Here is a 24,904-nt window from a genome sequence, read left to right as displayed (position 1 = left end):
GCTCGCGGCTCGCGGCTCGCTATGCGTCGCTAGCGACGGATGCTGCGACGGCCTTCACGCTGCGCTCCAGGAACGCCACAATCTGCGCGGACGGCATCTCGGTGTTGAGCGCGCTCTCGACGAGAGCCTCCTCCGCGAAGGTCACCCATGACCTCAGCGCGATGCGCAGCAACTCCGAATCGGTGACGCCCAATTCCAGGAAGACGGCGATCACCCGATCTGCCTGCTGGAGGCGAGCCTGCTCCACAACCTCGCGCACCTCCGCGTCACCGCTCGCGACGCCACGCACCAGGGAGTAGAAGGTTCCCCGGTGGTCACGCACGAAGCTCACGATGCGCGCGAGCGTGTCGCGAAGCCGCTCGATCGGCTCGAGGTCCTGCACCGGTTCGGTGGCATGAAGCATGCTGTCCCGAGCAGTACGCACCACCTCGCGATGCAGACCCTGTTTCGAGCCGAAATAGTGAAACAGCAACCCGCGTGAGACCCCGGCGCGCGCGGAGAGACCTTCGATGGTGAGCGCGTCCAGCGGATGCTCGGCGAGCGTCGCGACCCCCAGTGCAACGAGCTGGGCGCGGCGTTCCTCCGGGGTCAGCCGCGTACGCCGTTCCACATCCATGATGCGAGCCTATCGGCGCGGTTGCCCACGAACCGGAGAGCGGTGCCCCGCGTCGCTGGCCGCGACGTCGTCTATTGACATCTCGTCAATAGAGAATATGCTCGAACCGGCGATGACCCCCCAACGGGGGATACGGCCGCGACCGAATGGCCGATGGATCGAGGAGGATCTATGCAGTTTCGAAAGCTCACGAGTACACACGCGGGCCGCGTCATGCTCGCCGCGGTGCCCGTCGCCCTGGTCAGCACGGTGATGATGGCCGGAGTGGCCAACGGCGCCGTGCCGGTGTCGTTCGCGGTCTCCGGCAGCCAGTTTCAGATCGGCGCCTCGCAACTCGACGGAACCGGGTTCTCGCAGTACGCGGGAGTGGCGCCAGACACCGCCGGCAAAGACCACCAGGTCGCCATAGCGAACATCAAATCCGCAACCCTGTCAGACCTGTGCCAGTCGGTTGTGACAGACACCCCGCTCGGCAAGGTCGGCATGCTCATCACGGCGGGCGGCGGCGGCAAGCCGGCCAGCGCGACCGACCTGCAGATCGGCATGACAGACCTCAAGGGCGATTCAACCTTCAAGAACATCCGCATCGGGGTCGACGCATCCACAGTGAATACCGCAGCGAAGGGCACCGCAGGCGACTTCGCGCAGGATGCGGACGCCATCTCGATCACACATCTGCAGCAGACCGCGTGGTCGACGCAGGCATCCGTCTTCACTCTCACCGGCATGCACGTTCAGCTCACGGACGGCAGCAAGGGGTGCTTCTGATGGCTCGCGCCGCGGGAGCGTGGCCGCGGTTCGTCGCGTGGTACCGGCGCCGACCGTTCATCGGCGGGGCGCTGACGATGCTCGCCGGCATCGAAATGTCCTTTTCCGGCCAGCTCGACGTCGGCAAGATTCACATTCAGGTGGGAATCGAGGGGCTGCAGGCGACGATCATTCCGGTGTTGTTGGTATTGCTCGGGTTGCTGGCGATGCTCTCGCCCGCGCAACGCATCTTCTACGGGGTCATTGCCCTGGTCGTCTCGGTGTACTCCCTCATCGGCGATAACCTCGGCGGCTTCTTCATAGGCATGCTGCTCGGCGCCGTTGGCGGCGTGCTGATCGTGTCATGGATGCCGAAACGTGCCGAGGTGGTCACGCTCGATGACGGGCCGCCGGAAGCCGCGGAGTCGCTCCCTTTAGCGGGGCGCCGGCACTGACCGGCGCAGACACCAAACCCATGTCCGCATCCGTTCGCGCAGGTGAGCGTCGCCGACGGTTCCGTGCGCCAGAGCGCGCAGCAGTCGCCCTCGTGCTGGGCGTGGCGCTGTGCGGAATCGGGGCCGCAAAGGCCCCCGCGGCAGAGACCAGCGGCTGGTGCATCCCACTGTTGATGCAGTGCAATTCCGGCACGCCGAGCCCATCGCCGACACCCGCGCCGTCTTCGCCAGCCGCGCCGCCCGCCTCGCCCACGCCGGGCACGAGTTCGCCCACGCCTCCTGGATCTTCTCCCACACCCGGCTCGTCGCCCGACGCGACTACGGCGCCCCAGCCGGCCGTGCCCGATTCGGGAGCGCCGGTTTTCACGCTGCCTGCCGCGCAACTCGGCGGCTCGTCGATCTCGTTCTCCGGGCTCACATCCCTCACGGCCGTGACCGTTCCGCTTGCCAACGGCACGCGCACCCCCGCCCTCAAGCTCGTGGCCGACAGGGTCACCGTCGGCGGCTTTCTGCTCGATGTGCGCAAGGCCACCGGACCCTCCCTCGTTACCACCGCCACGAAAATGGAGCTCCGAGGCAACGTTCAGATCTACCTGGACTCGCTCTCGGCAACCCTCTCCAACGGCAAGGGCATCACGCTGGGCGCCGCCACTCCCCTGCCCGGCGACGAGCTTCCGTCGAGCATGCTGCGCGTCAACCTCGGTCTCATCGGAGTGACGGCAGACTCAATCTCGTTCACCGCACCACACCAGTCGCTGAAGGAATGACCGCTCGGCCCGTCGCCGAGCGACAGGTCCAATGCTGTGGTGTGTAATCGGGGTATGGGGATTGTGTTGCGCAAGCCGGATGCCGACGGCCTGAGAGAAACAGCGGAAGCGCTGCGGGACTGGCAGGACGACGCGGCACCGATGCAGCTGCATCCGGGTGATGTGGGCTGGTTCTGGCGGTTCGGCGCAGAGGCGACGATCGCGGCCGTGCGCACCTGGAGCCAAGACGGGCGGATCATCGCGGTGGGGTTGCTGGATGGTGACGATCTGCTGCGACTGACGGCGGCGCCGGGCTCTCAGCAGGACGAGCAGCTGGCCAGCCAGTTGGCGCACGACGTGATGGACCCGGAGCGCGGCGTGCTGCCGGGCGGAAGGTGTCTGTCGAGGCGCCGCTCGGCGCACTCGTGCACATGTGTTGTTCGAGCACGGCTGGCTCATCGACGAGCCGTGGACCCCGCTGCAGCGCGACCTTGCGCAACCGGCGCAGGCAAGCCCGGGTTGCTTGAGCCGATGGGCGTGCACCGGGATCATCGCGGGCACGGATTCGGCACCGCGATCGCCATCGCCGCAGCAGCGGCGCTCCAGCGTCTGGGCTCATCGAGCGCTCTCGTGTGCGCCCCGAGCTCCAACGTCGGCGCCGTCGCCACCTATGCGTCCGCAGGCTTCCAGCAACTCCCCCAGAGGCGCGACCGATACCGGGATGCCTGATCACGACATCCATGGCCGGTTCACCTGAGAGGATCGTGGAATGACCAGTGAACGCCTCATGCGCATCCACAGTCCAGAGTTCCAAGCCATGGCGGAGAGCGTTCTGCGGGCTACCACGCTCACTTCGCGGCTCAATCTGCTCCCCTTCGAGGACGAGCAGGGCAAGGCGGAGCTGTTCGAGCGGATCCTCGGCAAACCACTGCCGCCCCGTGTCACGATCTACCCGCCCTTTTACACGGATCACGGACTCAACCTTGAACTCGCCGAGCGCGTGTTCATCAACCAGGGCTGCACGTTTCTGGACTACGCAGGCATCCGGCTCGGCGAGGGTGTGATGGTCGGCCCGAAGGCCACCTTCATCACCGTGGGGCACCCGGTCGATCCCGCGGAGCGGCGGCTCTACCTCACTGGCGCGCCCATCACCGTTGCAGAAAACGTCTGGATCGGCGCCGGAGCCACGATTCTGCCCGGGGTCAGCATCGGCCGCGACGCTGTGATAGCCGCCGGGGCGGTCGTCGCCGACGACGTTCCCACCGCAAGCCTGGTGACCGGCGCCAAGGCCACGGTGCGCCGCCAGTGGTGACGCACTAGCCCAGGTCGACTCGCCAGGCGCCGAGGCCCGCCGTCATCGTGAGCCGCGGACGTCCGCACTATTTCCGAAGGTGCCCCTGGTGAGGCCCGAACTTTAGCACCCACCCGCTCAAGAGTGGTGCTGTTTTCCGTCCTGTTGGAGCTTCCGAAGGTAGCTTAGGAGCGAAAATCCTCGGGCGACATGAACGTGTCGATATCCGAGCTGAGGGTATGAGGAGTGGCAAGCCTCTCGGCCAACTCTTCAGGTGAAGGTTCGGGTCTTGGCTCAGGCGGAACATACGACTCATCAACCCACCCGCACCGTGCGCAGGTTCCGCTACCCACACGATAGGAGCCACAATCTGCGCAGCGCTTCGGCGCTCCCCGATGAGCGCGCAGCATCGCCACAGTGAACACCGAGATGAGATGCGAGATGTTCGCGACTGCAATCTCCGCATCGAAACGTGTGGCATTCGTTGCATGGGTGAGCCAACTGACGTGCTGCCACGTCTCCTTGCCGACGTTCTTCAAGTAAGCCCGAAGCCGAGCATTTGAAGGGCTACCCGCAATTTGATCCGCAAGCAGGTTCAGCCACTCAGGGTTTGCGTCCTGTGGCGTGTCTACTCCCTCGGGAACAAGTTCATCGTTAGCCACCATTTTCAGCATCGAGACATAAGCCTCGCGAAGCCGCATCCCGACAGCTTGGAAGTCCTCAGCCTCCTGCGCCACTCGCATCGTCTCAACGGCGTCTTCCCACTTGCGCCATGGCTCACTGAACGCGTCCTTCAGCTCAGGAGCGAGCGGTGCTTGGTCTCGACTCATAATTCGACCAACCATGCCGACGTGAAAGGTGAGAACGACATCGGCGCTCTTGAAGTCCCGCTGCGTGTAGAAGTTCATCATGGGGGTGACGACCCACCACTTGCCCTGATTGGTGACGCAGTTCCACACCTCATAGCGATCACCTGTGATGTTCTCGGCCACGATCTTCTCAACGTGCCTCACCACGAGCTTCTTCACAGAGGTCTTGCCGAGCTGCCATTCGAGATACTCGGTGACCTCGGCCTTCTCCTCGTCCGTGGCGCGAAGGGTCATCGAGTCACCCTCGCGACCGAACAGCTCTTGGTCTTCATGGGATAAGAGTACGGTCGCCGCCCGACGCACCCCTTGTCCCCTCGGACTCGATGTGGCACAGGTCAGGCGTCGTACTCGAATGAGACCATGGGGCATGCCAAACCCGAACTTCCGAATGGACACTCGCGAGAGCGAGAGCGAGCGGAAGGTCGGTGAGTTTGTACTTAGCGAAGCGAAGCAACGAGCTGCCCCTCTATTAGAGAAATGGGAGAGTTACCCTCGCCCCCAAGCAGGCAGTCGCCTTTCCGAGGTGGATCAGCTCACCCCGTACAAGCCGTCCAGTTATCAGCTCCGTGACTTCATGAACGTCAGCCTCGATTCGATCCGCATGCTCATCAAGTACGTGGACACCACCAACGAGATTCCGATGCTCGCTCACTACGCCCTTATCCGATCGGCTGTGGAGGCGACCTCCTACGGGATATGGATGCTCAACGCAGGCACTAAGCAGAAGCAGGCATGGCTGTCACTTCGGCTGAGCTACGAGAACAACGAAGACATTGAAGGCATGGAGAAGGTCTTCGCCACCGCTCAGATGACTCCACCGAATCGCAATGATGTGAGGGTACGGCTCGTCGCTCTTCAACAGCAGCTCAGCGACTACCGCAACCACGACATCAGCAAGACCCCAACCACCACGGATGTTGTTGCTCAGGCCGACCGATTCATGAGCGGCAAACGCATGGTGATAACGGGATTGCAAACATGGAAAGCATGTAGCGGAACCGCGCACGCGAACGGAGACGTGATTTCGGCCCTCCTTGAGCGAGTACCCACAGGGCACGCGGATGCACTTGGTTTGACCTTCAGGCTCACCTCACGGGTGACGCTCACCGCAGGGTTCCTACTTGTCGCAGTGGAAAACGCAGAAGAGCTGTTGAGACTATTCGAAGAAGCAAGCAAACCCACGGCCACACGGATGAAGGTCAAACGATGAGGGAGCAGCTTTAGCTGTACTGCTCTGTAGTCCACTCGTCTATGCCCGTCGCGATCACAGTGCCGTGCCAACATCCTCTGCTTGAGTTCCATGTGAGCAGCGTCTTGTTGTGGTCATTGAGGTTCGAGTAGAAAACGTCATCCACCATGAACGGCCTATCGAGATACGTCTTGCTCCCCTGAGCTGCGAGCTTCGCTGCTTGATTTACTACGTCGCCCATATAGACGACATCGTTTATTCCGCTTCCCTCGTAGCCTGCCTTGACCATGAGGGCGCGTCCGTACGACATCCCAATCCCGACCTCGATATTGGTGATGCCGCGCTTCGTCAGCTCCTTATTCAAGATGTTGACCATGGAGTTGGCGGTGTACGCCCTTGCGAAAACGTCATCGATGTCAGTCTTCGACGGAGTGTTGTAAACGGCCCAAACACAGTCGCCCACGATGTTTACCTCTCGCACGAACGCGTCTGCTGAGAACACGGCGACCATCTCACTCACGAAGGCGCGATAAAGGCGAGCGAGTACAGGGCGTGTGTGCTTGCTCGGTAGTTCAGATGATTTTCTGATGTCGATGAAAAGCGCGGAAGAGTAGGCGTAGAAGCCGTTGCTGAAAGTTAGGTCATCACGCGACGGAAGACTGTCCCTCTCTTGATAGTCGAGGTCTGACTGATTCAGGATGTCGCGGATGCGCTTAGCGCCTGCTACATGGTCATATACGCGGAATTTGGCTTCCATCGCTAGCCCCACAAACTTAGGTAAAGGGCGAGCGCAGACAGAATCACGACTGATGCGAGGAAGAGCCACGTGGCCCACATCGCGAACAGGTGTTTCTGCCAAGCAATCCCGCCCAAGATGATGAGCTGCCTAGACAACACTGTCAGGGCCGAATCATGAAGGGTTCGTTCGAGGTCATCCGCTTTCCACCAACGCGTGTGACCGAAGTAGATGAAGTCGTGAAGTGCGCGCTTGGACGGCTTCTTCGTTCTCACCCGTGGTGCGATTACAAGCACTGCGAGAACGAGACCCGCGAGCAATAGCCCCACTCCCACGATGAACGCCGCGATGTCCCACCAATGCGGAAGGGAAGCAAAAGGGCGATCTGCCGCTGTCATAGTGAAAACCGCGCCGAGCGCGATCCCTTGCAACGCGAGAAGGATCGAGGCCTTGATATCAACGCGCGCAATCCACTCAGCGTGGGAGCGATAGATTTCCCACGCTCGTTGCTCGGCTTGCAGTTCTGCCGCCTCATCGAAATTTGAGCGAAACAGCCATTTCTTCATGACCTGACTGTACCGACGCTCACAGACACCAATCGGTGTCCCCTCAGCCTCGATATGGCACAGCGCCTATTTGGGCTTCGGCGCTTTCGCCTTGGGTGCCTCCACCTCGGCGGCGTTCTCCTCCTCGGTGACTTTCAACCGCTCGATAGGGGCTAGCGGTGTCGCCTGTTCCCAAAGGGTCTCGTAATGCTTGAGCAGCACGTCTGTGGAATCAGCACCCAAGTGAGTGACTACCGTGAGCTGCGAACCACCAAGTGAGGTTCCGATCATCAGACCCTCGCCCGATGACGGAAGCACATAGCGGTCGTGAAGCTCCTTGATTTCCACAGGCAGGAAGCGCAGCTCGACCTCGGGCCGCGCACCCAAAGCAATGGCAAGGTGCCGCTTTCGCTCCTCCTGCTTCTGCCCCTTGATGCTGATATCCCGAGTGAGGACACGCTTCACGCTAGGCAACTCGATCAGGGTAAGAAGATCACCCGAGGGAAGATACGGATCAATGACAAGCGCGCTCGGCTGCTTATCAATCTCGGTCAGCAGCTTGGAATAAGTGATCGGGTCTTCAAGGCGACCCACCACCTCAAGAACGGACTCCCCCGAAGTCCCACTGCTCTCGATCTTTTCGAGGCCACGGAGGAAGGCCAAGCCGACAGGAGTCAAGCTCAGCTCGTCGTTGCGTTCCTCATCCTCAGCCATGCCTGTCTTCAATAGGTACTGCGCGATTTCACGGTCACGAAGAGCTGCAAATGGAGAGTTCAGTTGGCGATCAAGAACCGACTGCGGCAGAGGAGTCGCGACGAATGCATTGACGTGACCTACCGAAGGGTAGACGTTGCTCTCGTTGAGTATCTTCAGGTAGCTGAGGCCCTTGAGGATCGATTCGTTGCTGAGCGTAACCATGCCTACGACTATGGCAGGTCAACGGGCCAAGCCAACAGTAACCATCATCCGAGACGAAGCATGTTGACCCAATATCGGGTCAACAGCACCAGGTGAGTGCGAAGTGCCGATAACAGTCTGTGAGCAAGTCATTTGTACGCGACTCGATCAGAACAACCACATAGGCAGAGTGAGGCATCCTCTGTCACTGAACAATACGAACGACACACTCTTCCCCGCCATATGAGAGTGAGTGGCTAAAGACCACAGCATCGTTAGAGGCGACCGCCAAGAGGTTGGATAAGCGGAGAAGTCCGAACTGTTCAGCTACCAAGCGGGATTGAGTGAAACGCGTGGGTGCTGTCCACGGTATGACCGAAGATGTAGCGGTAAGGCTGAGTAGATCAGGTGTTTGTGAAAAGTAGGGACTTCCACTCAACACTCCTCAATTCTCATGAGGCTGACCAACAGAGGGTCAGAACGCCGATCATAGCTACTCACTCCTTCAACGACGAGGGGCGAGTGTGATAGCTGACAGGGCAACCTGATTAGCGAACCCCCCGAAGTCGGCGGCAACCGTGAGGCCCGCTAGCTGCTCTAAGCAAGCAGCTCCTAAGTCCTGAACGAGGCAGTCCCCGCGACTGTCCCCCGAGTTTTCTGCCACTCGTTCAGGACAGGGGGGTTAGACCTATGTCCACATTCGAGCTAACACACACTCAGCCTTACCCACCCGAGCCTTCACGCAGACTCTCTCACCTGCACCCGCAGCAGGAAACCCAACGAACCACGCCACAACCCCTAGCGGGGCTGCGACGCAGCTCGACCCCAAAAGGGGTGACGCTCGCTTCGCTCACAAGGCCCAAGCATTCAAGAACAGAGATATTCAAAGTTATGCGGCCCCAACAAAGGCTAGCTATGCCCGAATTCGGAGACAGCTCTCACTCCCTCATCCAAAGCGAGAGAGAAAGAGCATCAAGAACGATGTAGTCGAGGCAGAGGAGAACGGCTCGAACTCCGCACGATCACCCAAAACATGGGCCAAACAAGAATCTCTGTCCAGCAGCAAGAGAAGAGCTATCGCTCGCTACACTCCTACACTCCCTTGCTTCGCTAGTGATTCGCGCTGGGTTTGGTTCCGCTTCCTTTGGGAGGATGAACTATGCCCCGTCAATTTCCGCCGGAGTTCCGGCAGCGTGCTTTGCGGATGCTCGAGGAGTCGATTCCCGAGCATGAGACCGAGTACGCGGCAATCCGCCATGTCAGCACGAAGCTCGGTGTGGGCCCGGAGACGTTGCGCAAGTGGCGTCGCCGTGCCGAGATCGATTCCGGGGTGCGCCCCGGCGTGACGAGCGAGGAAAACGTTGAGCTGAAACGGTTGAAGCGTGAGAACGCCGAGCTTCGGCGGGCGAACGAGATCTTGCGGACTGCGTCAGCGTTTTTCGCCGCGGAACTCGACCGCCCCATGACGAGATGATCCGATACGTGGACACGTTCAAGGATCAGTTCGGGGTCGAGGCCGTCTGCCGCACGATGCGTGCGACGGAATGTGGGTTCATGACCGCTCGCGGGTATCGGGCCGCTAAGGCCAGACCGCCGTCGGCCAGGGCGTTGTCCGATCAGCTGCTCGGCGGTGAGATTCTGCGCCTTCATGCCGAGAACTACGGTGTCTATGGGGTCCACAAAATGCATGCCCTGATGCGCCGTCAGGGATGGGTGCTGGGCCGGGACCAGACTGGCAGGATCATGCGATCGCTGGGGTTGCGGGGAGTCCACCGCAGCAAAAAGGTCTTCACTACCAAGTCTGATCCTGCGGGAGTGAAGCCGCGGGATCTGGTGCAGCGCCAGTTCACTGCGGTCGCGCCCTGCCGGCTGTGGGTCGTTGACATCACTTATGTTCGGACATGGCAGGGCTTCGCATATGTCGCGTTCGTCACCGATGTATTCGCTCGTAAGATCGTCGGCTTTAACGTCGCCTCGACTCTCAAAGCAGACATCTTGCCACTGCACGCACTGGACATGGCCGCCTTCACCGCAGGAGGCGATCTGACCGGTCTAACTCATCATTCCGATCACGGGTCGAACTACATGTCGTTGGTCTACACCGATCGCGTCGTCGAGCTCGGCGCGACGCCCTCAACAGGAACAGTCGGCGATTCGTATGACAATGCTCTCGCCGAGGCCATCAACGCGCTCTATAAGGCCGAACTGATCCGCCGCCAAGGACCCTGGCGCACGGTCGAGCAAGTCGAGCTCGCGACCCTGGAATGGGTCTGGTGGTGGAACAACCAGCGCCTTCACGGGGAGCTCGACATGCGCACCCCGGTCGAAGTCGAGGCCGCGTACTACGCTGACCTCGAACACACCGAGACGGCAACCGCCGCCCTCGAAAAAAACTAGGAACGAAACCCAGGGCGAATCACTTCACCACCAACATCAACGAATACGGGCCGCCCGCGTCGACCCTGACTGACAATGGCACCGTCTACACGGCTCGTTTCACCCGCGGGAAGAACGCGTTCGAATACCTGCTGACGAGCCTGCGCATCACGCAAAAAAACGGCCACCCCTACCATCCGCAAACCCAGGGCAAGATCGAACGCTTCCATCAGACACTCAAACTCTGGCTCGGAAAACAACCGCCCGCCGACGCCATCCCCGACCTCCAGGACCAGCTCGATCGGTTCCGCATCATCTACAACGAGCAGCGCCCTCACCGAGCGCTCGGACGCCACACCCCTCAGCAGGCTTACGACGCAACGATCAAAGCGACCCCGCAGAACGCCCCGCTGGCAGCGCACTACCGAGTCAGAACCGACATCGTCGATCGCGACGGGAAAGTCTCCATCCGACGCGCCGGAAGAATGCACCACCTCGGCATCGGCCGCAAACACACCGCCGCACCCGTGCTGATCCTGATCGATGAAGGAACTGCGACAGTCACCCACCTCACCACCGGCGAAGTCCTCAGCAACCACCTCATCGACGCCGATAAAAGCTACTGGCGCGACCAAAACAAAGAACCCGGCCGATGGCCGGGCTCTTCATAAATATCAACAATGTCCCGACACATCTATCAACGATGTCCCGACTCATCACAAGGTGCCCCTGGAGGGACTCGAACCCCCAACCTGCTCCTTAGGACGGAGTTGCTCTTCCATTGAGCTACAGAGGCTGGCGTGACGAGTTTAGCGGAAGTCGGGTTCAGCGAGGTCTGCGGGGCACGGGTTCGCGTCGCGCGCGGGAGGTGCGCCGGGGCGCGGGTGGCAGGCCCCCAGTGCAGGGGCGCAGCTCCCGCGCAGCGCGGGCTCGGTCTCGATACGCGCTTCGCGCTACTCGACCGGCGGGTGGTGCAGGGCGTGAGCGGGTTTCGAGACGGCCGCGGGCGGCCTCCTCAACCGGCATGGGCGCGGAGGAGGGTGACGGCTACGCGGCGGGCGCCAGGTAGCCCTCCCACTGGGGCAGAGCGCTCTCGACTCCGCGCACGACCCACGAGACGTCGTGCGGCATCCGCGGGATCGCATGCAGCGCCCATCCCATCTCAGACAGGGTGCGGTCGCTCTTCTTGTTATTGCAGCGCAGGCAGCACGCAACCAGGTTCTCCCACGAGTCTCGCCCTCCGCGGGAACGCGGCTGCACGTGGTCGATGGTTGTCGCATTCTTGCCGCAGTATGCGCAGCGATGCCCATCGCGACGAAGCACGCCGCGGCGACTCACCGGCATGGTGCGCCCGCGCGGCAGTCGCACATAGCGCGTGAGCAGAATGACCGACGGGCGATCGTAGACGCCCGACGAGCCCCATACCGGATGCCCGGCATCAATCTCCACGATGGTCGCCTTGTGATTCATCACGAGCACGAGCGCTCGCTTGAACGACACGATTGCGAGCGGCTCGAAGCCGGCGTTGAGGACCAGTGTGCGCATTGTTCCCTCTCGAAACGTACTGGGTGGCTCCCAGCTATTCGGTATTGAAGGCAACGCGAGGGTTCGAAAGATTTCAGCCAAACAAAAAGGGCACCGTCGTTACGACAGCGCCCCAGAAGCCACAGTATGACTGCGGCATGCATGACTGCGGTGCCGCAGACCACTGCACAGCACGAACTGCGCAAACCCGCGCGCGCCCGTGGTGGGGGCGGTGCGAATCGTGACCATTGGCTCTCCCGTTATTCTCACGGTGTCAGGCCATCAGGCTAACGCAGAAAATGCACGCGAACGATTCAGGGCACGCCGCAAAGCTGCGCGCAGCACGCAATTCATCGCCCGTTACCGAGCCGTTCCCCTCTCGACAGACGAGAAGGAGGTCAGATTCCGATGCGAACGATGTAGTAGTTCGACGTCCAGATCGGACGGATCGACACGTAGCCGCCCGGCTTCGGGGCATCCATGATGTTGCCGTTGCCGGCGTAGAAGCCGTCATGACCGGGCATGATCACCAGGTCTCCCGGTACAGCGTCCTTGATCGAAATGCGCGTGCCCATGTTGCCCTGCGCCGTCGAGGAGTGCGGCATCGAGATGCCGAACTGGGCGTACACGAACATGACGTAGCCCGAGCAGTCGAAGCCGGCGGGGGTTGCCCCGCCGTATACGTATGGGGTGCCGATGTACTTCTGGGCGACCGAGAATACCTGGGCAAGACTGAAGCTCGGGTATGGCGGGTTGGCCAGGAAGTCGGAGACGGAGGGGCCCGAGTACGCCTTCGCGTAGCTCGCGAGCTGAACGGCGGCCTGTTGCCTGGCCGTCTCGGCCTTGCGGGTGGCGAGTTCTTCCTCGGTGGTTGCGCTCACGGCGTCGCGGGTGACGGATGCTGCGGCGACCTCCGACGACACGGCAAGCGCCTGCGGGTGCGCCTTCTTCAGGCTGGCGGCGGCCGAGGCGCCCTGGGCCGAGTCTGCCGACTTCGGGTTGAACGCGTACGCGGGAAGGGCCATCGTTCCGACGAGGCCGACGGCCAGCGTCATGACGGCAATGTTGATGATGCCGCTCTTCTTCTTGCGGGCCTTCGGAGCGGCGGAACGCGGAGACGATGAGGAAGCCGTGGGCGAGACCGCAGCGGCGTGGCTGCGGTTGGAGAGCTGCGCAGAGCGTGTTGCCGCCGGTCGCAGAGAGCGACGCGTCACAACATCCGACGATGTGCCTGTGCTGCCGATATTCGGGTTTGCGGGATTCTCTTCAGAATCGGGGGTACCGGAAAGTGCCAAGGTGTAAACCTCCGGCGCCTCAACAGCACTAGGTAGCTGCCCCGTCCATGTGGTGTAGCTCGGCTTCGCGAGGTAAGAGACGGGGGAAAAGGCGTCTTACCTCGGGCCCATCGGCCGGCTTCTGACCTGTTGGACTCGTTCGAGAATACGGGACAGCAGGCGCTTTGTCACACCAAATGGCCGATTTCTAACGAATTGGTAACGGGACTCAGGCGTTGACGAAGATATGAGCGGCGAGTTCATTGGGCAGTTCCAACCCCTCGTCGAAGCCATCGATCTGCACCAATATGTAATGGCCGAGTGCAGAAAAAGTGCCGGTCGAGCCGGGAAAAACACCCGCCTCACGCAACTGGAGCAGCAGGGCGGGATCGACCTGCGCCGGCTCACCGATGCGGCGGATGCTGGCCGTTACCGGTGAGTCCTTACCTTCAACAAGCCCTACAAGGTTGATGACCCCGTGGGAGAAGGATCCGGCGGAATCATCCCCGAGCTCCTCGAGCCCGGGAATGGGATTGCCGTATGGAGACTCCGTCGGGTGCCCCAGCATCTCTAACAGCTTGCGTTCCACCTGCTCGCTCATCACGTGTTCCCACCGGCAGGCCTCTTCGTGCACGAACTCCCACTCGAGACCGATCACATCACTGAGCAGGCGTTCCGCCAACCGGTGCTTGCGCATGACGTTGATGGCCTTGTGCCGACCGACATCTGTCAGTTCGAGGTGCCGATCGTTGGAGACGACAACGAGCCCGTCCCGCTCCATGCGGCCGACGGTCTGTGACACCGTAGGGCCGGAGTGACCCAGTCGTTCCGAAATGCGCGCACGCAGCGGCACGACGTTCTCTTCTTCCAGCTCGATAATGGCCTTCAGGTACATCTCTGTTGTGTCAACCAGATCCGTCACAGATCTCCCCTTAATACTGCCGCGCGCGATGACCCAAGACTATCGGCTGGCCACCGACAGTGCCCGCGAGGCGACCGCGGTCGAGCCGTGCACGAATGCGCACCCCATAGAATATGAGCCATGCCGCACGTCACGATTCCCTCTGAACTTCTTCCAGCCGATGGCCGTTTCGGCTGTGGCCCCTCCAAGGTTCGCGCGGAGCAGGTGAGCTATCTGGCGGGCGCCGGCGCAGGCATCCTGGGCACCTCGCACCGTCAGGCGCCCGTGAAGAATCTGGTCGGGCGCGTGCGCGAATCTTTCGCCGAACTCTTCCGGCTTCCCGAGGGCTACGAGGTCGTTCTGGGCAACGGCGGCTCTACCGCGTTCTGGGACGCCGCCGCGTTCTCGCTGATCGAGCAGCAGAGCCAGCACCTGGCCTTCGGGGAATTCGGGCAGAAGTTCGCCACGTCCGCAGGCGCCCCCTGGCTGCGAGCCCCCCAGGTGATCAGCGCGCCGGGCGGATCACGCAGCGAGATCGAGCCGGCAGAGGGCATCGATGTTTATGCCTGGCCGCACAACGAGACATCCACAGGCGTCATGGCACCGGTCAAGCGCGTCTCCGGCGACGCGGGCGCACTCACCGTGATCGACGCAACGAGCGCCGCGGGCGGAGCCGAGCTCGACGCATCCGAAACGGATGTCTACTACTTCGCGCCGCAGAAGAACTTCGCCTCGGACGGCGGCCTCTGGTTCGCCCTCTTCTCGCCCGCGGCCATCGAACGCGTCGAGCGCATCGCCGCGAGCGAGCGGTACATTCCCGAGTTTCTCAGCCTGAAGAACGCGATTGACAACTCGCGCCTCAACCAGACGCTGAACACCCCCGCGATCTCCACGCTGCTGCTTCTGGAGAACCAGCTCGACTGGATCAACGGCAATGGCGGCCTGGCCTGGGCTTCCGCGCGCACGAAGGAATCGTCGTCGGCGCTGTACACCTGGGCGGAATCCGTCTCGTATGCGACCCCGTACGTGACGAACCCCGAGCACCGTTCACAGGTGGTCGTCACGATCGATTTCGACGAGAAGGTCGATGCCGCCGCACTCGCGAAGACCCTGCGCGCCAACGGCATCGTCGACACCGATCCCTACCGCAAGCTCGGGCGCAACCAGCTGCGCGTGGCCACCTTCACCGCGATCGAACCGGATGACGTGCGCGCCCTGATCGCCTCGATCGAGTTCGTACTCGCCCAGGGCTGAGAATGCTGCAGGGAATGAGGCGCGCATGAGACTGTGGTTGCGTGACAGCGAGCGGCGCCCCGATCCGCTGCCCGCCAAGACCGACGACCGCAAGGCCGTTCTTACCGGTCTCGTGCTCTGGATCGTCGGACTCGGCGTGCTTGCGCTGGTCTTCGGCGACAGGCTCATCAGCGATGACCGGCTCTGGTGGCTGTGGACCGACATCATCGGAATCGTGCTCGGCGCCCTCGGCCTGATCTACCTCGCCATCAAGCGGCGCTAGCGGATTACTCTTCTTCGTCGATGTCAACGCCGTCGATGTCGCCGCCGTGCAGGGCCTCAAGCTCGTCTGCCTCGTCGTCTTCGTCGAGGTCATCGTCGACATCGTCATCCGAGTCGTCGTCACCGGCTTCGGCGTCGTCGGCACCCGATGCGGCGGCCTCCGCGCGCGCGGCCTCCTGCTGGGCCTGATACTCGGCCAGGCGCTCAGACCACGGCACCCATTCCGGCGCAAGCAACGCCTTCTCCCCGGGCATCAATTCGGCCTCGAGCACGCTGGGCTCCGACTCCTCGTCGATGCGCGACATCGTCACCGTCCAGTGCCAACCCGGATAGCCGGGCAAGGTGCACTCGAACAGCATCGAAAGCACATGCTCGCCCTCCACCACGTGACCGGCGGGCGCGCCGATCGTCGCGGCATCCGTGATTTCGAGCAGCGCGGTTCGCGCCGCATCGACGGATGCCAGCAATACGGAATCGGGAACGGGCTCAGGCATCCAGATCGTCCGCAACTCGGCGCAACACGGCGGCAATCTTGCGCCCGTGCGCGCTGTCGGGGTACTTACCCCGCTTGAGGTTGGTACCCATGCCGTCGAGCAGCTTGACCAGGTCTTCGATGATGACCGCCATGTCGTCGGCCGACTTGCGGCTCATCTTCGCGAGGCTCGGCGGAGCATCCAGAATGCGCACTGACAGCGCTTGTGCGCCGCGCTTGCCATCAGCGATGCCGAACTCGAGCCGCGAACCGGCCTTCACGACGGCACCAGCCGGCAGCGCGGAGGCGTGCAGGAAGACCTCTTGGCCGTCATCGGAGCTGATGAAGCCAAAACCCTTCTCGTCGTCGTAGAACTTAACCTTGCCGGTAGGCATGGGAACCTCTTTCACATGGGGGATCTCGTGACCAACCTCAATTATCCTTGATTTTGTGACCCAAGAGACCCCTCCGACCGTATCCCGGCTCCAGCGCTCCCTCGCCTATGCGATTGCGGCGGTCGTGATCCTCTCCCTCGTGTCGATCGCAGCCCTGCTGATCGGCACCGCCTCGGGCATTAAAGCCGAGGGTTTCAGCAGCGGCCTCTGGCCGGCGATCCTGCTGCTTCCCGACATCGGCTTTCCCCTGGCCCTGATTCTCATGGTGATTCTGCTCATCATCAGCATGCGCAACCGCAGCAAACACAATCGCGAACAGCGCTGAGACGGCGGGCTCCGTGACCACGCCGCGCGCCTCGTGACCAGCACGCTCACACTTGCGGCACGGCTGCGCACGCTTGCGGATGCCGAATTGCAGGCCGCGATCCGCGCCCGTGAGATCTCCGGTAGCGGCATCCACGACTTCTTCGACCTGGCCGAGGCGCTGCTCGACCGCGACAACATTCAGCGCGCGCTCGCGCGACTCGATCGTCTCAGCCTGGCCGCCATCGCCGCGGCAGCGCAGGGGCGTGTTCGAGCCGCATCCGTGCCGGAGGTCATAGCTCAGCTCGTCTCCTGGGGCGCCGCGCCCGAACCGCCGCTCGCGCTCGTCACCGCGCGACTGCAGCACGCAGCGGAATTGCTGCTGGTGGAGAACACCGACCAGCTCGTGCTGGTCTATGACGCCGTGCGCGAAGTTCTGGCCGCATGGCCCGAGCGCGGCTTGCCGTCGGGCGCCGAGCTCGCAGCATCCGGTGCCCCCGGTGTTCTGGCGATACTGCCCTCCGCCACCGGTGACGACACCGATCGGCTCGCATCGGAGCACGCCTTCGCTGCCGTCACCGGGGTATCAGAGCTGGTGACCGAGCTCGTCGCCGAACCGGCACACGAACTGCAGAAGGGTGGCCTGGCGCTTCCCTCCGTCAAGCGTCTCGCGAACGCGCTGTCCGTGCCGATGGCCGACGTTGCCGGCATGCTCTCGATCGCGGCCCGCGCCGGTCTCGTCACACGCGAGGGCCGCCTGTGGCTCGCGACGGATACCGCAACCGCCTGGCAGCGCCGCTCCACCTCCCAGCGCTGGTCGACTCTCGCCGCCGCCTGGATCGACGCGTTGCCCGCAGACATTCGCATCCTTCTTGCCCAGCGCGCCCGTGCGCCGTGGGGTTCCGGCCTGCAGGCGCTGGTGGCCTGGAACTATCCGGCCGGCGGCGGCGATATTCAGCAGCGGGTCTCCCAGTTCGCCGGCGACGCCGAACTGCTCGGACTCACCGCGCACGACGCCCCCAGCAGTGCGGGCACGCTGCTGCTGGAGAACGGCACCGACGACGCCACCCGGCGCATGCACGCGCTGTTCCCCTCCGAGGTCGAGAAGGTCTATCTGCAGCATGACCTCTCCATCGTCGCCCCCGGGCCGCTGGCACCGGAGATCGACAGCAGGCTGCGCACGGTGGCCGATGTCGAGGGGCGGGCGCTGGCATCCGCGTATCGAATCAGCGAGAGCAGCGTCAATCGTGCCATCTCGATGGGAGAGACCGAGGCTTCCCTGCTCGCCTTCCTGGGCGAAATCTCGCTGACCGGAATTCCACAGCCGCTGAATTATCTGGTGGCCGAGACCGCTAGGCGCTACGGGCGGGTGCGCGTCGGCAGCATCATCGAAACCGCGGATGCCCCGCGGCACGAATCCCGCAATCGCAGCTACATCGCATCAGACGACGCGAACCTTCTGCACACACTCGAGGTGGATCAGGCCATCGCGGCGCTCGGGCTCGTGCGCGACGACGGCCGGCTCGTCAGCCGCTTCGCCCGGGACGAGGTCTTCTGGGCTCTGACAGACGCGCGCTACCCGGTCGCCGCCGAAGACGGCAATGGCGTCATAGTGAATCTGCGCAGGGGGCGCACCGTGCCAGCGCCACGGCCGGTCTCGGCGAATACGACAGCCGCACTCGTGGCTCGGCTGCGCGCCGCCGAGACCGAGGCCGGCCCCGATGCGGCCCGCGCATGGCTCGCCCGCCAGCTCGAGATCGCCGTGCGTGCGCGCGTTGCCCTCATCGTCAGCGTCGTGATGCCCGATGGCCGGGTCGTCGAATACGCACTGGAGCCCACTGGCGTCGGCGGAGGGCGCCTGCGCGGGCGCGACAGGCAGGCCGATATCGAACGCACGCTGCCTCTGTCCAGCATCAGCGGCATCCGACCGGCAGAGGATGCCGAGGGATAGCGCGTAGAGTAGAGGGCTATGTCTGACGGCCCCCTTATTGTCCAAAGCGACCGCACGGTGTTGCTTGAGGTCGCGCATCCGCAGGCCGAAGATGCCCGCCATGATCTCGCCGTCTTCGCCGAGTTGGAACGCGCGCCCGAACACATCCACACGTACCGCATCACGCGCCTCGGGCTCTGGAACGCTCGAGCCGCCGGTCACACCGCCGAGGACATGCTGGGCACGCTGGAGCGCTATTCCAAGTTTCCGATTCCGCAGACGGTGTCGGTCGACGTCTCTGAGACCGTCGCTCGCTATGGGCGGCTCGTCATCGAACGGGATGCCGAGGGCACGCTGATTCTGCGCTCGGATGATCTCGCTGTGCTCACCGAGATCTCCGGTGCCCGCCGCATCGCCCCGCTGCTCACGGGTCGGGTGGATGACACCTCGTTCACCGTGGAGGCCTGGGCGCGCGGACAGCTCAAGCAGGAGCTGGTGAAGTTGGGCTGGCCGGCAGAGGACCTGGCCGGATACACGCCGGGCACCCCGCACCCGATAGCCCTTCTGGAGAACGACTGGGCGCTGCGCGATTACCAGAACAAGGCCATCTCCAACTTCTTCGACGGCGGCTCGGGCGTTGTCGTGCTGCCCTGCGGTGCCGGCAAGACGCTCGTGGGCGCCGGGGCGATGGCGACGGCGAAGACCACGACGCTGATCCTCGTCACCAACACCGTTTCGGCCCGGCAGTGGCGCGACGAGCTGCTCAAGCGCACCACGCTGACCGCTGAGGAGATCGGCGAGTACTCGGGGCAGGTGAAGGAGGTCAAGCCGGTCACAATTGCGACCTACCAGATACTCACCGCCAAGCGGAAGGGCGAATACGCGCACCTCTCGTTGCTCGACGCCATGGACTGGGGCCTCGTGGTCTATGACGAGGTACACCTGCTGCCCGCACCGGTCTTCAAGCTGACCGCCGAGTTGCAGGCCCGGCGTCGGCTGGGCCTCACCGCCACGCTCGTGCGCGAAGACGGCCGCGAGGGCGATGTGTTCAGCCTCATCGGCCCCAAGCGCTTCGACGCGCCGTGGAAGGAGATCGAGGCACAGGGCTTCATCTCCCCCGCAGCCTGCTACGAGGTACGCATCGACCTGCCGCAGTCCGAGCGACTGTCGTATGCGGCTGCGGCCGACGACGAGCGCTACCGTTTGGCGGCGACGGCACCGGCGAAGCTGGATGTCGTGAAGCAGCTGGTTGAGCGGCACGCGGGCGAACGCATCCTGGTGATCGGGCAGTATCTGGACCAGATCGACGAGCTGGCCGAGGAACTGCACGCGCCCAAGCTCACCGGCGCGACGCCCGTCGACGAGCGGGAACGGCTGTACCAGGAGTTTCGCGAGGGCCGCACAACGGTGCTCGTGGTCTCCAAGGTGGCGAACTTCTCGGTGGATCTGCCGGAGGCCACCGTGGCGATTCAGGTCTCCGGATCGTTCGGCTCACGTCAGGAGGAAGCGCAGCGGCTGGGCAGGCTCTTGCGACCCAAGGAGTCGGGCCTGTCGGCGAACTTCTACACGCTCGTCGCGCGCGACACCGTCGATCAGGACTTCGCGCAGAACCGGCAGCGGTTCCTCGCCGAGCAGGGCTACAGCTACACGATTCTCGACGCCGACGGTCTCACCGCGTAAGAGCGCGGCTACTCGACCAGCGACCCCTGCCGCATGTAGCGCAGCAGCAGGGTGTTTCCGGATGCCAGCACCTGCGCGAGGTGCATGCCACGCGAGGCAGGCAGTTCCGATCCGTTTGAGATGCGCGGCCCGCTCCCGCCTTCCAGCTGCGCGCTCATCGTCAGGCACAGTTCATCCACCGTGCCATCCGCAATCATCGTCCCGAAAAGGTGTGGTCCGCCCTCACAGTGAACCTGCACGAGTCCGCGCTCGGCGAGGGCATCGACCATCGCACTCGTGTTCACGCTCGCAACTCCGCAGGTAATCACGTCCGCAACCTTCGACAGCGCCGCACGCCGCTCACGAGGCGCGGCGTCGACCGTCACGATGATCGGCCGCACCGGGGCATCCGTGAAGATACGACTGGCGGGGTCGAGCTCGAGCCTGGCCGAGACAAGAGCGAACACCGGATGCTCCGCAAGGCCGTGCGCGCGCCTCCAGACGGCGGCCGGCTCGTCCACGCGCATCGGCCCGTAGCCTTCGGCCCGCACCGTTCCGGCCCCCACCACCACCACATCGCACAGCCGGCGCAGCACGTCGAAGACCCGCCTGTCGGCCGTGTCGCCCAGCCCGCCGGAACGGCCGGCGTGAGTGGCAGAGCCATCAAGGCTGGAGACGAAGTTCACGCGCGCCCAGCGGCGGGATCGGTCGGAGACCGAATACCACTCGGCAATCTCGTCGTCGCTCGCAGCGTGGGCCGCGTCGGTCACAGCGCCGACCGGCCAGATGCGGCGAATCTCCCCGTCACTCATTGGCATCCCCCATGTTGTGCCGCGTATATGCCGGTTCGCGCATGCCCAGAATGGCCTCGGTCATGCGCACGGCCGCAACGGTCTGCGCCACCTCGTGCACGCGCACGATTCGTGCGCCCTGCGTGACGCAGAACACGGCCGCCGCGAGCGAGCCCTCGAGCCGCTCGGCACGGGAGCGATCGAGCGTCTCGCCGATGAAGTCCTTGTTCGAGAGCGCGACGAGAGTCGGCAGGCCGATCTCGGCAATCTCCCGCAGGCGCCGAGTCAACTCCAGCGAATGCAGCGTGTTCTTGTTGAGATCGTGGCCCGGGTCTATCACGATGCGTTCCTCGGGAACGCCTGCGGACAGCGCGCGCTCGATGCGTTCGCGCAGAAACGCGGCGATCTCCGCCGCAACGTCGTCGTAATGCGGCCGCGGATACTGCGTGCGTGGGCTGGCCAGGCTGTGCGTGATCACGAGCGTCGCCTCGCTGTCGGCGACCACGTGGGCCAGCTCAGGGTCGCTGAGCCCCGTCGTGTCGTTGATCACCGTCGCGCCTGCCTCGATTCCCCGCCGCGCCACCTCGGCATGAAAGGTGTCGACCGAGATCACCACGTCGGATGCCGCGCGCAGCGCCGCGACAACGGGCACCACCCGCTCCGCCTCCTCCTCGACGGGCACGGCAAGGCCGGGCGCGAAGGGCGCGCCCCCGATGTCGACCCAGTCGGCACCCTCAGCCACCGCGCGCAGGGAGGCCTCGACGGCCCTGTCGAGCGCAAAGGTGCGCCCGCCATCGTAAAACGAGTCGGGGGTGCGATTGACTATCGCCATCACCGCGACCTGACGCGAGAAGTCGAAGGTGTGCGCGCCGATCGTGCGAACCGAGCTCGTCAGCGGCGGCATGAACACGGCGGATGCCTGCGCACCGGTCTTCACATCAGTTGCGGTCATGTCACCCATCGTTGCGCATCCGCCCGCTCAGCACACACCGGATGCCGCGCAGAGCGCCCTCACACCTCGGCCAGCGGCACCGTCGGGTCGGCCAGCCTCGCCGCATCAACCGTGCGAGCCGATCGAATGAGGGCCTGCACGTCGTCGTTCACGTCCCACACGTTCACGTTCATGCCGGCCACGACGCGACCCTCAAAGACCCAGAAGGCGATGAACTCACGCTTGCCGACATCTCCGCGAAAGACCACCGTGGCATCACGCGTGAGGGTCGGGTACCCCGAGTACTCCATGCCCAGATCGAACTGGTCCGTGTAGAAATACGGAATCTCGTCGAAGACGACGCTCTGGCCCAGCATCGACTTCGCCGCCGCCTTGCCCTGCGCGATGGCGTTGGCCCAGTGCTCGTTGCGCAGATGTGCATCCGCCACGGGATGGTAGGCGTTGGCGACGTCACCGGCTGCAAAGACATCCGCGGCACTCGCGCGCAGCGCCTCATCGGTGAGCACGCCGTTGTCCACAGTGAGTGCGGCGTCCTTGGCGAGCTGCACGTTCGGCACGGCCCCGACGCCTATCACGACAACGTCGGCGGCAATCGTTTCGCTGCCCGTGACCACGGCGGTAACCCGGCCGTCTTCGCCGTCGAAACCGCGTGTGCTCGCCCCGCCCAGGAGACGAACCCCGTTGGCCGTGTGCAACGCAGCGAAGACCTCCCCGAGTTCGGTGCCGAGCACATTGTCCAGGGGCAGCTCTTCGCGCCCGATCACCGTCACCTCGTTGCCATAGCCGCGTGCGGCGGCGGCGACCTCAAGCCCGATCCAGCCCGAACCCACAATCACCACGCGCTTGCCTCCGGATGCGATCTCCTCGCGCAGACGCTCGCTGTCCTCCACGGTGCGCAGATAGTGCACCCCGTCGAGATTCGCCCCATCGATGGCGAGGTGCCGTGACGAGGCACCGGTAGCCAGCAACAGCCGATCGTAGCTTTCCGTGCGGTCGTCGGCGAGCGTGACGGTGTGCGCATCCGTATCTATCGAGCGCACGGAGACACCCTGCTCGAGTTCCACGCGCTGGTCGGCGTACCACTCCGGTTTCTGCACGAAGATCGAATCGCGCTCGGCGTCGCCCTTGAGGTATTCCTTCGACAGCGGCGGCCGAATGTATGGGGCGTGTGCCTCACCGGCAAACAACCGGATGCGGCCTTCGAAGCCCTCGGAGCGTAGCGCCTCGGCGGCCGAGACTCCGGCGAGGCCGCCTCCGATGATGATGAATACCTGCTCTGACATGTCGTTGTCTCCTTGGTTCGATGCGATGGTGAGTCTCAGGCGCGCAGCCCGGCGAGGGCGAAGAACTCGCTGCGAGCCCGTGCGTCGTCGCGAATGGTGCCGTGTAGCGCCGACGTCACGGTTGTGGTGCCCGCAACCTGAACACCCCGCAGCGACATGCACATGTGCTCCGCCTCGAGCACGACGCCGACGCCCCGTGGGGAGAGGTTCTCCTGCAGCCAATCGGCCACCTGAATGGTGAGGCGTTCCTGCACCTGCAGGTCTCGCGCGAAGTATTCGAGGACCCGGGCAAGCTTGGAGAGCCCCAGAATTCGCTCCCCCGGCAGGTACGCGATGTGGGCGACTCCGCGAAACGGAAGCAGGTGGTGCTCGCACAGCGAGTGAAACGGAATGTCCTTGACGAGCACCAGCTCGTCGTACCCTTCGTCGTTGGGAAACGTCGTGAGGTCGAAGTCGACCGGCGTGAGGAGTTCCTCGAACGCATCGACGACGCGACGCGGAGTCGCGCTGAGGTGCGGGCTGCTGACATCACGACCGAACGCCTGCAGCAGTTCCGCAACCGCCCTGACCGCACGCGGCCGGTCAACCGCGCTCGTGTCGGGCACGGCATGCAGCGCAGTCGCCTCCGGGGCCTCGGCAATGGTGGTCATGGTGATCCTTTCTCACGCGATAGTTCGACGGTAGGGCGTAAAATTTCTTCTGTCAACTAATCTTGTTTTTAGAGTACAGTGGATGCCATGGAGCAGTCGTCACGCACAGCCAGCCTCGCCGCCGTCGCGGCACTGGGAGATCCCGTGCGGCGCGCGCTCTATGAGTTCGTCTCCGGGCGCGATGCCCCGGTCGGCCGCGATGAGGCGGCAGACTCCCTGGCCCTCAACCGCAGTACCGCCGCGTTCCATCTCGACCGTCTCGCGCAGGAGGGGCTGCTCGAGGTGGAATTCCGCCGCCTCGGCGGCAAGACCGGGCCCGGCTCGGGCCGGCCCGCCAAGCTCTACCGGCGTGCGCCCTCCGAAATCGCGGTCACACTCCCCGAGCGCCACTATGAACTCGCCGGAGATGTTTTGGCGAGCGCCATCGAGCAAGCCGACGAAACCGGCGAGCCGGTGCGCCTTGCCGTGCGACGGGTCGCCGGCGAGGCGGGCCGCGCGGCGGGCGTGAGCGCAGCATCCTTCGAAGACGCGCTCGAAAGCAATGGTTTCGAGCCGCGTACCGAGCCGGGCGGCGACATCGTGCTCGGCAATTGTCCCTTCCACCAACTCGCGCGTCGGCACACCCAGATCGTCTGCGATCTCAACCTCGAGCTGGTGCGAGGCGTCGCCGAGGGCGCGGGAGACCAATGCCACACGATCGTGCAGGATCCGGATGCCGGCCGCTGCTGCGTGCGCGCCGTTCCACAGCACACCGATGGCGCTCAGCGAAGACTCAGCTAACGCGCAGA

At 63.8% G+C, this 24,904-nt stretch carries 28 protein-coding genes and 1 tRNA gene; 14 read left to right on the top strand and 15 right to left on the bottom strand.

Features of this window, described 5'->3' with window-relative positions; translation table 11 throughout:
* Positions 1-19: 19 nt before the first annotated feature.
* On the bottom strand, positions 20-616 hold the full coding sequence (locus tag ASC63_RS08620) for a TetR/AcrR family transcriptional regulator (RefSeq protein ID WP_055811983.1): 597 nt from the start codon (positions 614-616) through the stop codon (positions 20-22).
* A 171-nt stretch (positions 617-787) separates the two neighbouring features.
* On the opposite strand from ASC63_RS08620, the gene ASC63_RS08615 reads away from it, so the two are divergent.
* Genes ASC63_RS08615 through ASC63_RS08595 form a run of 5 tightly spaced genes read left to right on the top strand, consistent with a single transcriptional unit; the run spans position 788 to position 3,876 of the window.
* Positions 788-1,384, top strand: a complete 597-nt coding sequence (locus ASC63_RS08615) for a DUF6230 family protein (RefSeq protein ID WP_055811980.1) — start codon at positions 788-790, stop codon at positions 1,382-1,384.
* Positions 1,384-1,818, top strand: coding sequence for a DUF6114 domain-containing protein (locus ASC63_RS08610; RefSeq protein ID WP_235492021.1), 435 nt, complete (start codon positions 1,384-1,386; stop codon positions 1,816-1,818). The genes ASC63_RS08615 and ASC63_RS08610 overlap by 1 nt, the downstream gene beginning before the upstream one ends.
* 20 nt (positions 1,819-1,838) lie before the next feature.
* Positions 1,839-2,585 (top strand): hypothetical protein, encoded by a 747-nt coding sequence (locus ASC63_RS08605; RefSeq protein ID WP_055811977.1) that lies wholly within the window; start codon positions 1,839-1,841, stop codon positions 2,583-2,585.
* Positions 2,586-2,639: 54 nt separating this feature from the next.
* A complete protein-coding gene (locus ASC63_RS08600; protein WP_200936821.1) occupies positions 2,640-3,293 on the top strand; it encodes a GNAT family N-acetyltransferase in 654 nt (217 codons plus the stop codon).
* A 40-nt stretch (positions 3,294-3,333) separates the two neighbouring features.
* The gene (locus ASC63_RS08595; protein WP_055811974.1) at positions 3,334-3,876 is read left to right on the top strand and encodes a DapH/DapD/GlmU-related protein; all 543 of its coding nucleotides are present in this window, start codon (positions 3,334-3,336) and stop codon (positions 3,874-3,876) included.
* A gap of 164 nt (positions 3,877-4,040) precedes the next feature.
* Here the strand turns inward: ASC63_RS08595 and ASC63_RS08590 are convergent, their stop codons facing one another.
* Positions 4,041-4,958: a hypothetical protein gene (locus ASC63_RS08590; RefSeq protein WP_055811972.1), complete on the bottom strand. Its 918-nt coding sequence runs from the start codon at positions 4,956-4,958 to the stop codon at positions 4,041-4,043.
* Positions 4,959-5,247: 289 nt separating this feature from the next.
* Between ASC63_RS08590 and ASC63_RS08585 the strand changes: the two genes are divergently transcribed.
* Positions 5,248-5,934, top strand: a complete 687-nt coding sequence (locus ASC63_RS08585; protein WP_157487641.1) for a hypothetical protein — start codon at positions 5,248-5,250, stop codon at positions 5,932-5,934.
* A 10-nt stretch (positions 5,935-5,944) separates the two neighbouring features.
* Here the strand turns inward: ASC63_RS08585 and ASC63_RS08580 are convergent, their stop codons facing one another.
* The 3 genes from ASC63_RS08580 to ASC63_RS08570 all read right to left on the bottom strand — a co-directional run bounded on the left by ASC63_RS08580 (position 5,945) and on the right by ASC63_RS08570 (position 8,112).
* Positions 5,945-6,670 (bottom strand): adenylate/guanylate cyclase domain-containing protein, encoded by a 726-nt coding sequence (locus ASC63_RS08580; protein WP_055815197.1) that lies wholly within the window; start codon positions 6,668-6,670, stop codon positions 5,945-5,947.
* 2 nt (positions 6,671-6,672) lie between these two features.
* Positions 6,673-7,215, bottom strand: a complete 543-nt coding sequence (locus ASC63_RS08575) for a Pycsar system effector family protein (protein WP_055811966.1) — start codon at positions 7,213-7,215, stop codon at positions 6,673-6,675.
* A gap of 66 nt (positions 7,216-7,281) precedes the next feature.
* Positions 7,282-8,112, bottom strand: a complete 831-nt coding sequence (locus ASC63_RS08570; RefSeq protein ID WP_055811963.1) for a hypothetical protein — start codon at positions 8,110-8,112, stop codon at positions 7,282-7,284.
* A 1,138-nt stretch (positions 8,113-9,250) separates the two neighbouring features.
* On the opposite strand from ASC63_RS08570, the gene ASC63_RS08560 reads away from it, so the two are divergent.
* Both ASC63_RS08560 and ASC63_RS16095 read left to right on the top strand, forming a co-directional pair.
* Positions 9,251-10,488 (top strand): IS3 family transposase gene (locus tag ASC63_RS08560; protein ID WP_157487640.1). Its coding sequence is split into 2 segments (ribosomal slippage): positions 9,251-9,536 and positions 9,536-10,488, totalling 1,239 coding nucleotides; the frame shifts between segments, so codons are not numbered across the junction.
* A gap of 35 nt (positions 10,489-10,523) precedes the next feature.
* The gene (locus ASC63_RS16095; protein ID WP_082487747.1) at positions 10,524-11,138 is read left to right on the top strand and encodes an integrase core domain-containing protein; all 615 of its coding nucleotides are present in this window, start codon (positions 10,524-10,526) and stop codon (positions 11,136-11,138) included.
* 53 nt (positions 11,139-11,191) lie between these two features.
* Here ASC63_RS16095 and ASC63_RS08545 read toward each other — a convergent pair.
* The 4 genes from ASC63_RS08545 to ASC63_RS08530 all read right to left on the bottom strand — a co-directional run bounded on the left by ASC63_RS08545 (position 11,192) and on the right by ASC63_RS08530 (position 14,187).
* Positions 11,192-11,263, bottom strand: a tRNA-Arg gene (locus tag ASC63_RS08545).
* A 251-nt stretch (positions 11,264-11,514) separates the two neighbouring features.
* A complete protein-coding gene (locus ASC63_RS08540) occupies positions 11,515-12,012 on the bottom strand; it encodes an HNH endonuclease (RefSeq protein ID WP_055811949.1) in 498 nt (165 codons plus the stop codon).
* Positions 12,013-12,389: 377 nt separating this feature from the next.
* Positions 12,390-13,286 (bottom strand): C40 family peptidase, encoded by an 897-nt coding sequence (locus ASC63_RS08535; protein WP_157487639.1) that lies wholly within the window; start codon positions 13,284-13,286, stop codon positions 12,390-12,392.
* A gap of 208 nt (positions 13,287-13,494) precedes the next feature.
* Positions 13,495-14,187: a metal-dependent transcriptional regulator gene (locus ASC63_RS08530; protein ID WP_055811943.1), complete on the bottom strand. Its 693-nt coding sequence runs from the start codon at positions 14,185-14,187 to the stop codon at positions 13,495-13,497.
* A gap of 120 nt (positions 14,188-14,307) precedes the next feature.
* Between ASC63_RS08530 and serC the strand changes: the two genes are divergently transcribed.
* Both serC and ASC63_RS08520 read left to right on the top strand, forming a co-directional pair.
* Positions 14,308-15,420, top strand: coding sequence for a phosphoserine transaminase (gene serC / locus ASC63_RS08525; RefSeq protein WP_055811940.1), 1,113 nt, complete (start codon positions 14,308-14,310; stop codon positions 15,418-15,420).
* Between the two features lie 25 nt (positions 15,421-15,445).
* Positions 15,446-15,682, top strand: a complete 237-nt coding sequence (locus ASC63_RS08520; RefSeq protein ID WP_055811937.1) for a DUF2530 domain-containing protein — start codon at positions 15,446-15,448, stop codon at positions 15,680-15,682.
* A 4-nt stretch (positions 15,683-15,686) separates the two neighbouring features.
* Here the strand turns inward: ASC63_RS08520 and ASC63_RS08515 are convergent, their stop codons facing one another.
* A complete protein-coding gene (locus ASC63_RS08515; protein WP_055811934.1) occupies positions 15,687-16,175 on the bottom strand; it encodes a DUF3027 domain-containing protein in 489 nt (162 codons plus the stop codon).
* Positions 16,168-16,548, bottom strand: coding sequence for a cold-shock protein (locus ASC63_RS08510; RefSeq protein WP_055811931.1), 381 nt, complete (start codon positions 16,546-16,548; stop codon positions 16,168-16,170). Before ASC63_RS08510 ends, ASC63_RS08515 begins: the two co-directional genes overlap by 8 nt.
* Positions 16,549-16,603: 55 nt before the next feature.
* Between ASC63_RS08510 and ASC63_RS08505 the strand changes: the two genes are divergently transcribed.
* The 3 genes from ASC63_RS08505 to ASC63_RS08495 are packed head-to-tail and all read left to right on the top strand — an operon-like array spanning position 16,604 to position 20,461.
* Complete coding sequence (locus tag ASC63_RS08505; protein ID WP_055811929.1) at positions 16,604-16,873, top strand: hypothetical protein; 270 nt, start codon at positions 16,604-16,606, stop codon at positions 16,871-16,873.
* Positions 16,874-16,906: 33 nt separating this feature from the next.
* The gene (locus tag ASC63_RS08500) at positions 16,907-18,802 is read left to right on the top strand and encodes a helicase-associated domain-containing protein (RefSeq protein ID WP_055811925.1); all 1,896 of its coding nucleotides are present in this window, start codon (positions 16,907-16,909) and stop codon (positions 18,800-18,802) included.
* A gap of 18 nt (positions 18,803-18,820) precedes the next feature.
* Entirely contained in the window at positions 18,821-20,461 is a 1,641-nt protein-coding gene (locus ASC63_RS08495) for a DNA repair helicase XPB (RefSeq protein ID WP_055811922.1), read from the top strand.
* 8 nt (positions 20,462-20,469) lie between these two features.
* Here ASC63_RS08495 and ASC63_RS08490 read toward each other — a convergent pair whose 3' ends face one another.
* The 4 genes from ASC63_RS08490 to folE are packed head-to-tail and all read right to left on the bottom strand — an operon-like array spanning position 20,470 to position 24,116.
* Positions 20,470-21,252 carry a pyrimidine reductase family protein gene (locus ASC63_RS08490; RefSeq protein ID WP_055811920.1) on the bottom strand — a complete coding sequence of 261 codons (783 nt, stop codon included), beginning with the start codon at positions 21,250-21,252 and terminating at the stop codon, positions 20,470-20,472.
* Entirely contained in the window at positions 21,245-22,183 is a 939-nt protein-coding gene (gene folP, locus ASC63_RS08485; RefSeq protein WP_055811916.1) for a dihydropteroate synthase, read from the bottom strand. The genes ASC63_RS08490 and folP overlap by 8 nt, the downstream gene beginning before the upstream one ends.
* Positions 22,184-22,242: 59 nt before the next feature.
* A complete protein-coding gene (locus ASC63_RS08480) occupies positions 22,243-23,466 on the bottom strand; it encodes an NAD(P)/FAD-dependent oxidoreductase (protein WP_055811913.1) in 1,224 nt (407 codons plus the stop codon).
* A 35-nt stretch (positions 23,467-23,501) separates the two neighbouring features.
* A complete protein-coding gene (gene folE / locus ASC63_RS08475; RefSeq protein ID WP_082487407.1) occupies positions 23,502-24,116 on the bottom strand; it encodes a GTP cyclohydrolase I FolE in 615 nt (204 codons plus the stop codon).
* 87 nt (positions 24,117-24,203) lie between these two features.
* Between folE and ASC63_RS08470 the strand changes: the two genes are divergently transcribed.
* Positions 24,204-24,896 (top strand): helix-turn-helix transcriptional regulator, encoded by a 693-nt coding sequence (locus ASC63_RS08470; RefSeq protein ID WP_055811909.1) that lies wholly within the window; start codon positions 24,204-24,206, stop codon positions 24,894-24,896.
* The last annotated feature ends 8 nt before the right edge of the window (positions 24,897-24,904 follow it).

Origin of the sequence: Leifsonia sp. Root112D2, from assembly GCF_001424905.1 — a bacterium.
Lineage (GTDB): Bacteria > Actinomycetota > Actinomycetes > Actinomycetales > Microbacteriaceae > Root112D2.
Note: the sequence above shows the minus strand (reverse complement) of the source record. Positions and strands in the feature narration are given on the sequence as shown.

Coding starts and splice junctions, on each gene's coding strand:
- ASC63_RS08605 (WP_055811977.1), top strand. CDS start 1,839: ATGTCCGCATCCGTTCGCGCAGGTGAGCGTCGCCGACGGTTCCGTGCG.
- folE (WP_082487407.1), bottom strand. CDS start 24,116: ATGACCACCATTGCCGAGGCCCCGGAGGCGACTGCGCTGCATGCCGTG.
- ASC63_RS08580 (WP_055815197.1), bottom strand. CDS start 6,670: ATGGAAGCCAAATTCCGCGTATATGACCATGTAGCAGGCGCTAAGCGC.
- folP (WP_055811916.1), bottom strand. CDS start 22,183: ATGACCGCAACTGATGTGAAGACCGGTGCGCAGGCATCCGCCGTGTTC.
- ASC63_RS08615 (WP_055811980.1), top strand. CDS start 788: ATGCAGTTTCGAAAGCTCACGAGTACACACGCGGGCCGCGTCATGCTC.
- ASC63_RS08600 (WP_200936821.1), top strand. CDS start 2,640: ATGGGGATTGTGTTGCGCAAGCCGGATGCCGACGGCCTGAGAGAAACA.
- ASC63_RS08520 (WP_055811937.1), top strand. CDS start 15,446: ATGAGACTGTGGTTGCGTGACAGCGAGCGGCGCCCCGATCCGCTGCCC.
- ASC63_RS08540 (WP_055811949.1), bottom strand. CDS start 12,012: ATGCGCACACTGGTCCTCAACGCCGGCTTCGAGCCGCTCGCAATCGTG.
- ASC63_RS08620 (WP_055811983.1), bottom strand. CDS start 616: ATGGATGTGGAACGGCGTACGCGGCTGACCCCGGAGGAACGCCGCGCC.
- ASC63_RS08575 (WP_055811966.1), bottom strand. CDS start 7,215: ATGAAGAAATGGCTGTTTCGCTCAAATTTCGATGAGGCGGCAGAACTG.
- ASC63_RS08480 (WP_055811913.1), bottom strand. CDS start 23,466: ATGTCAGAGCAGGTATTCATCATCATCGGAGGCGGCCTCGCCGGAGTC.
- ASC63_RS08590 (WP_055811972.1), bottom strand. CDS start 4,958: ATGACCCTTCGCGCCACGGACGAGGAGAAGGCCGAGGTCACCGAGTAT.
- ASC63_RS08515 (WP_055811934.1), bottom strand. CDS start 16,175: ATGCCTGAGCCCGTTCCCGATTCCGTATTGCTGGCATCCGTCGATGCG.
- ASC63_RS08490 (WP_055811920.1), bottom strand. CDS start 21,252: ATGAGTGACGGGGAGATTCGCCGCATCTGGCCGGTCGGCGCTGTGACC.
- ASC63_RS08610 (WP_235492021.1), top strand. CDS start 1,384: ATGGCTCGCGCCGCGGGAGCGTGGCCGCGGTTCGTCGCGTGGTACCGG.
- ASC63_RS08470 (WP_055811909.1), top strand. CDS start 24,204: ATGGAGCAGTCGTCACGCACAGCCAGCCTCGCCGCCGTCGCGGCACTG.
- ASC63_RS08495 (WP_055811922.1), top strand. CDS start 18,821: ATGTCTGACGGCCCCCTTATTGTCCAAAGCGACCGCACGGTGTTGCTT.
- serC (WP_055811940.1), top strand. CDS start 14,308: ATGCCGCACGTCACGATTCCCTCTGAACTTCTTCCAGCCGATGGCCGT.
- ASC63_RS08510 (WP_055811931.1), bottom strand. CDS start 16,548: ATGCCTACCGGCAAGGTTAAGTTCTACGACGACGAGAAGGGTTTTGGC.
- ASC63_RS08570 (WP_055811963.1), bottom strand. CDS start 8,112: ATGGTTACGCTCAGCAACGAATCGATCCTCAAGGGCCTCAGCTACCTG.
- ASC63_RS08595 (WP_055811974.1), top strand. CDS start 3,334: ATGACCAGTGAACGCCTCATGCGCATCCACAGTCCAGAGTTCCAAGCC.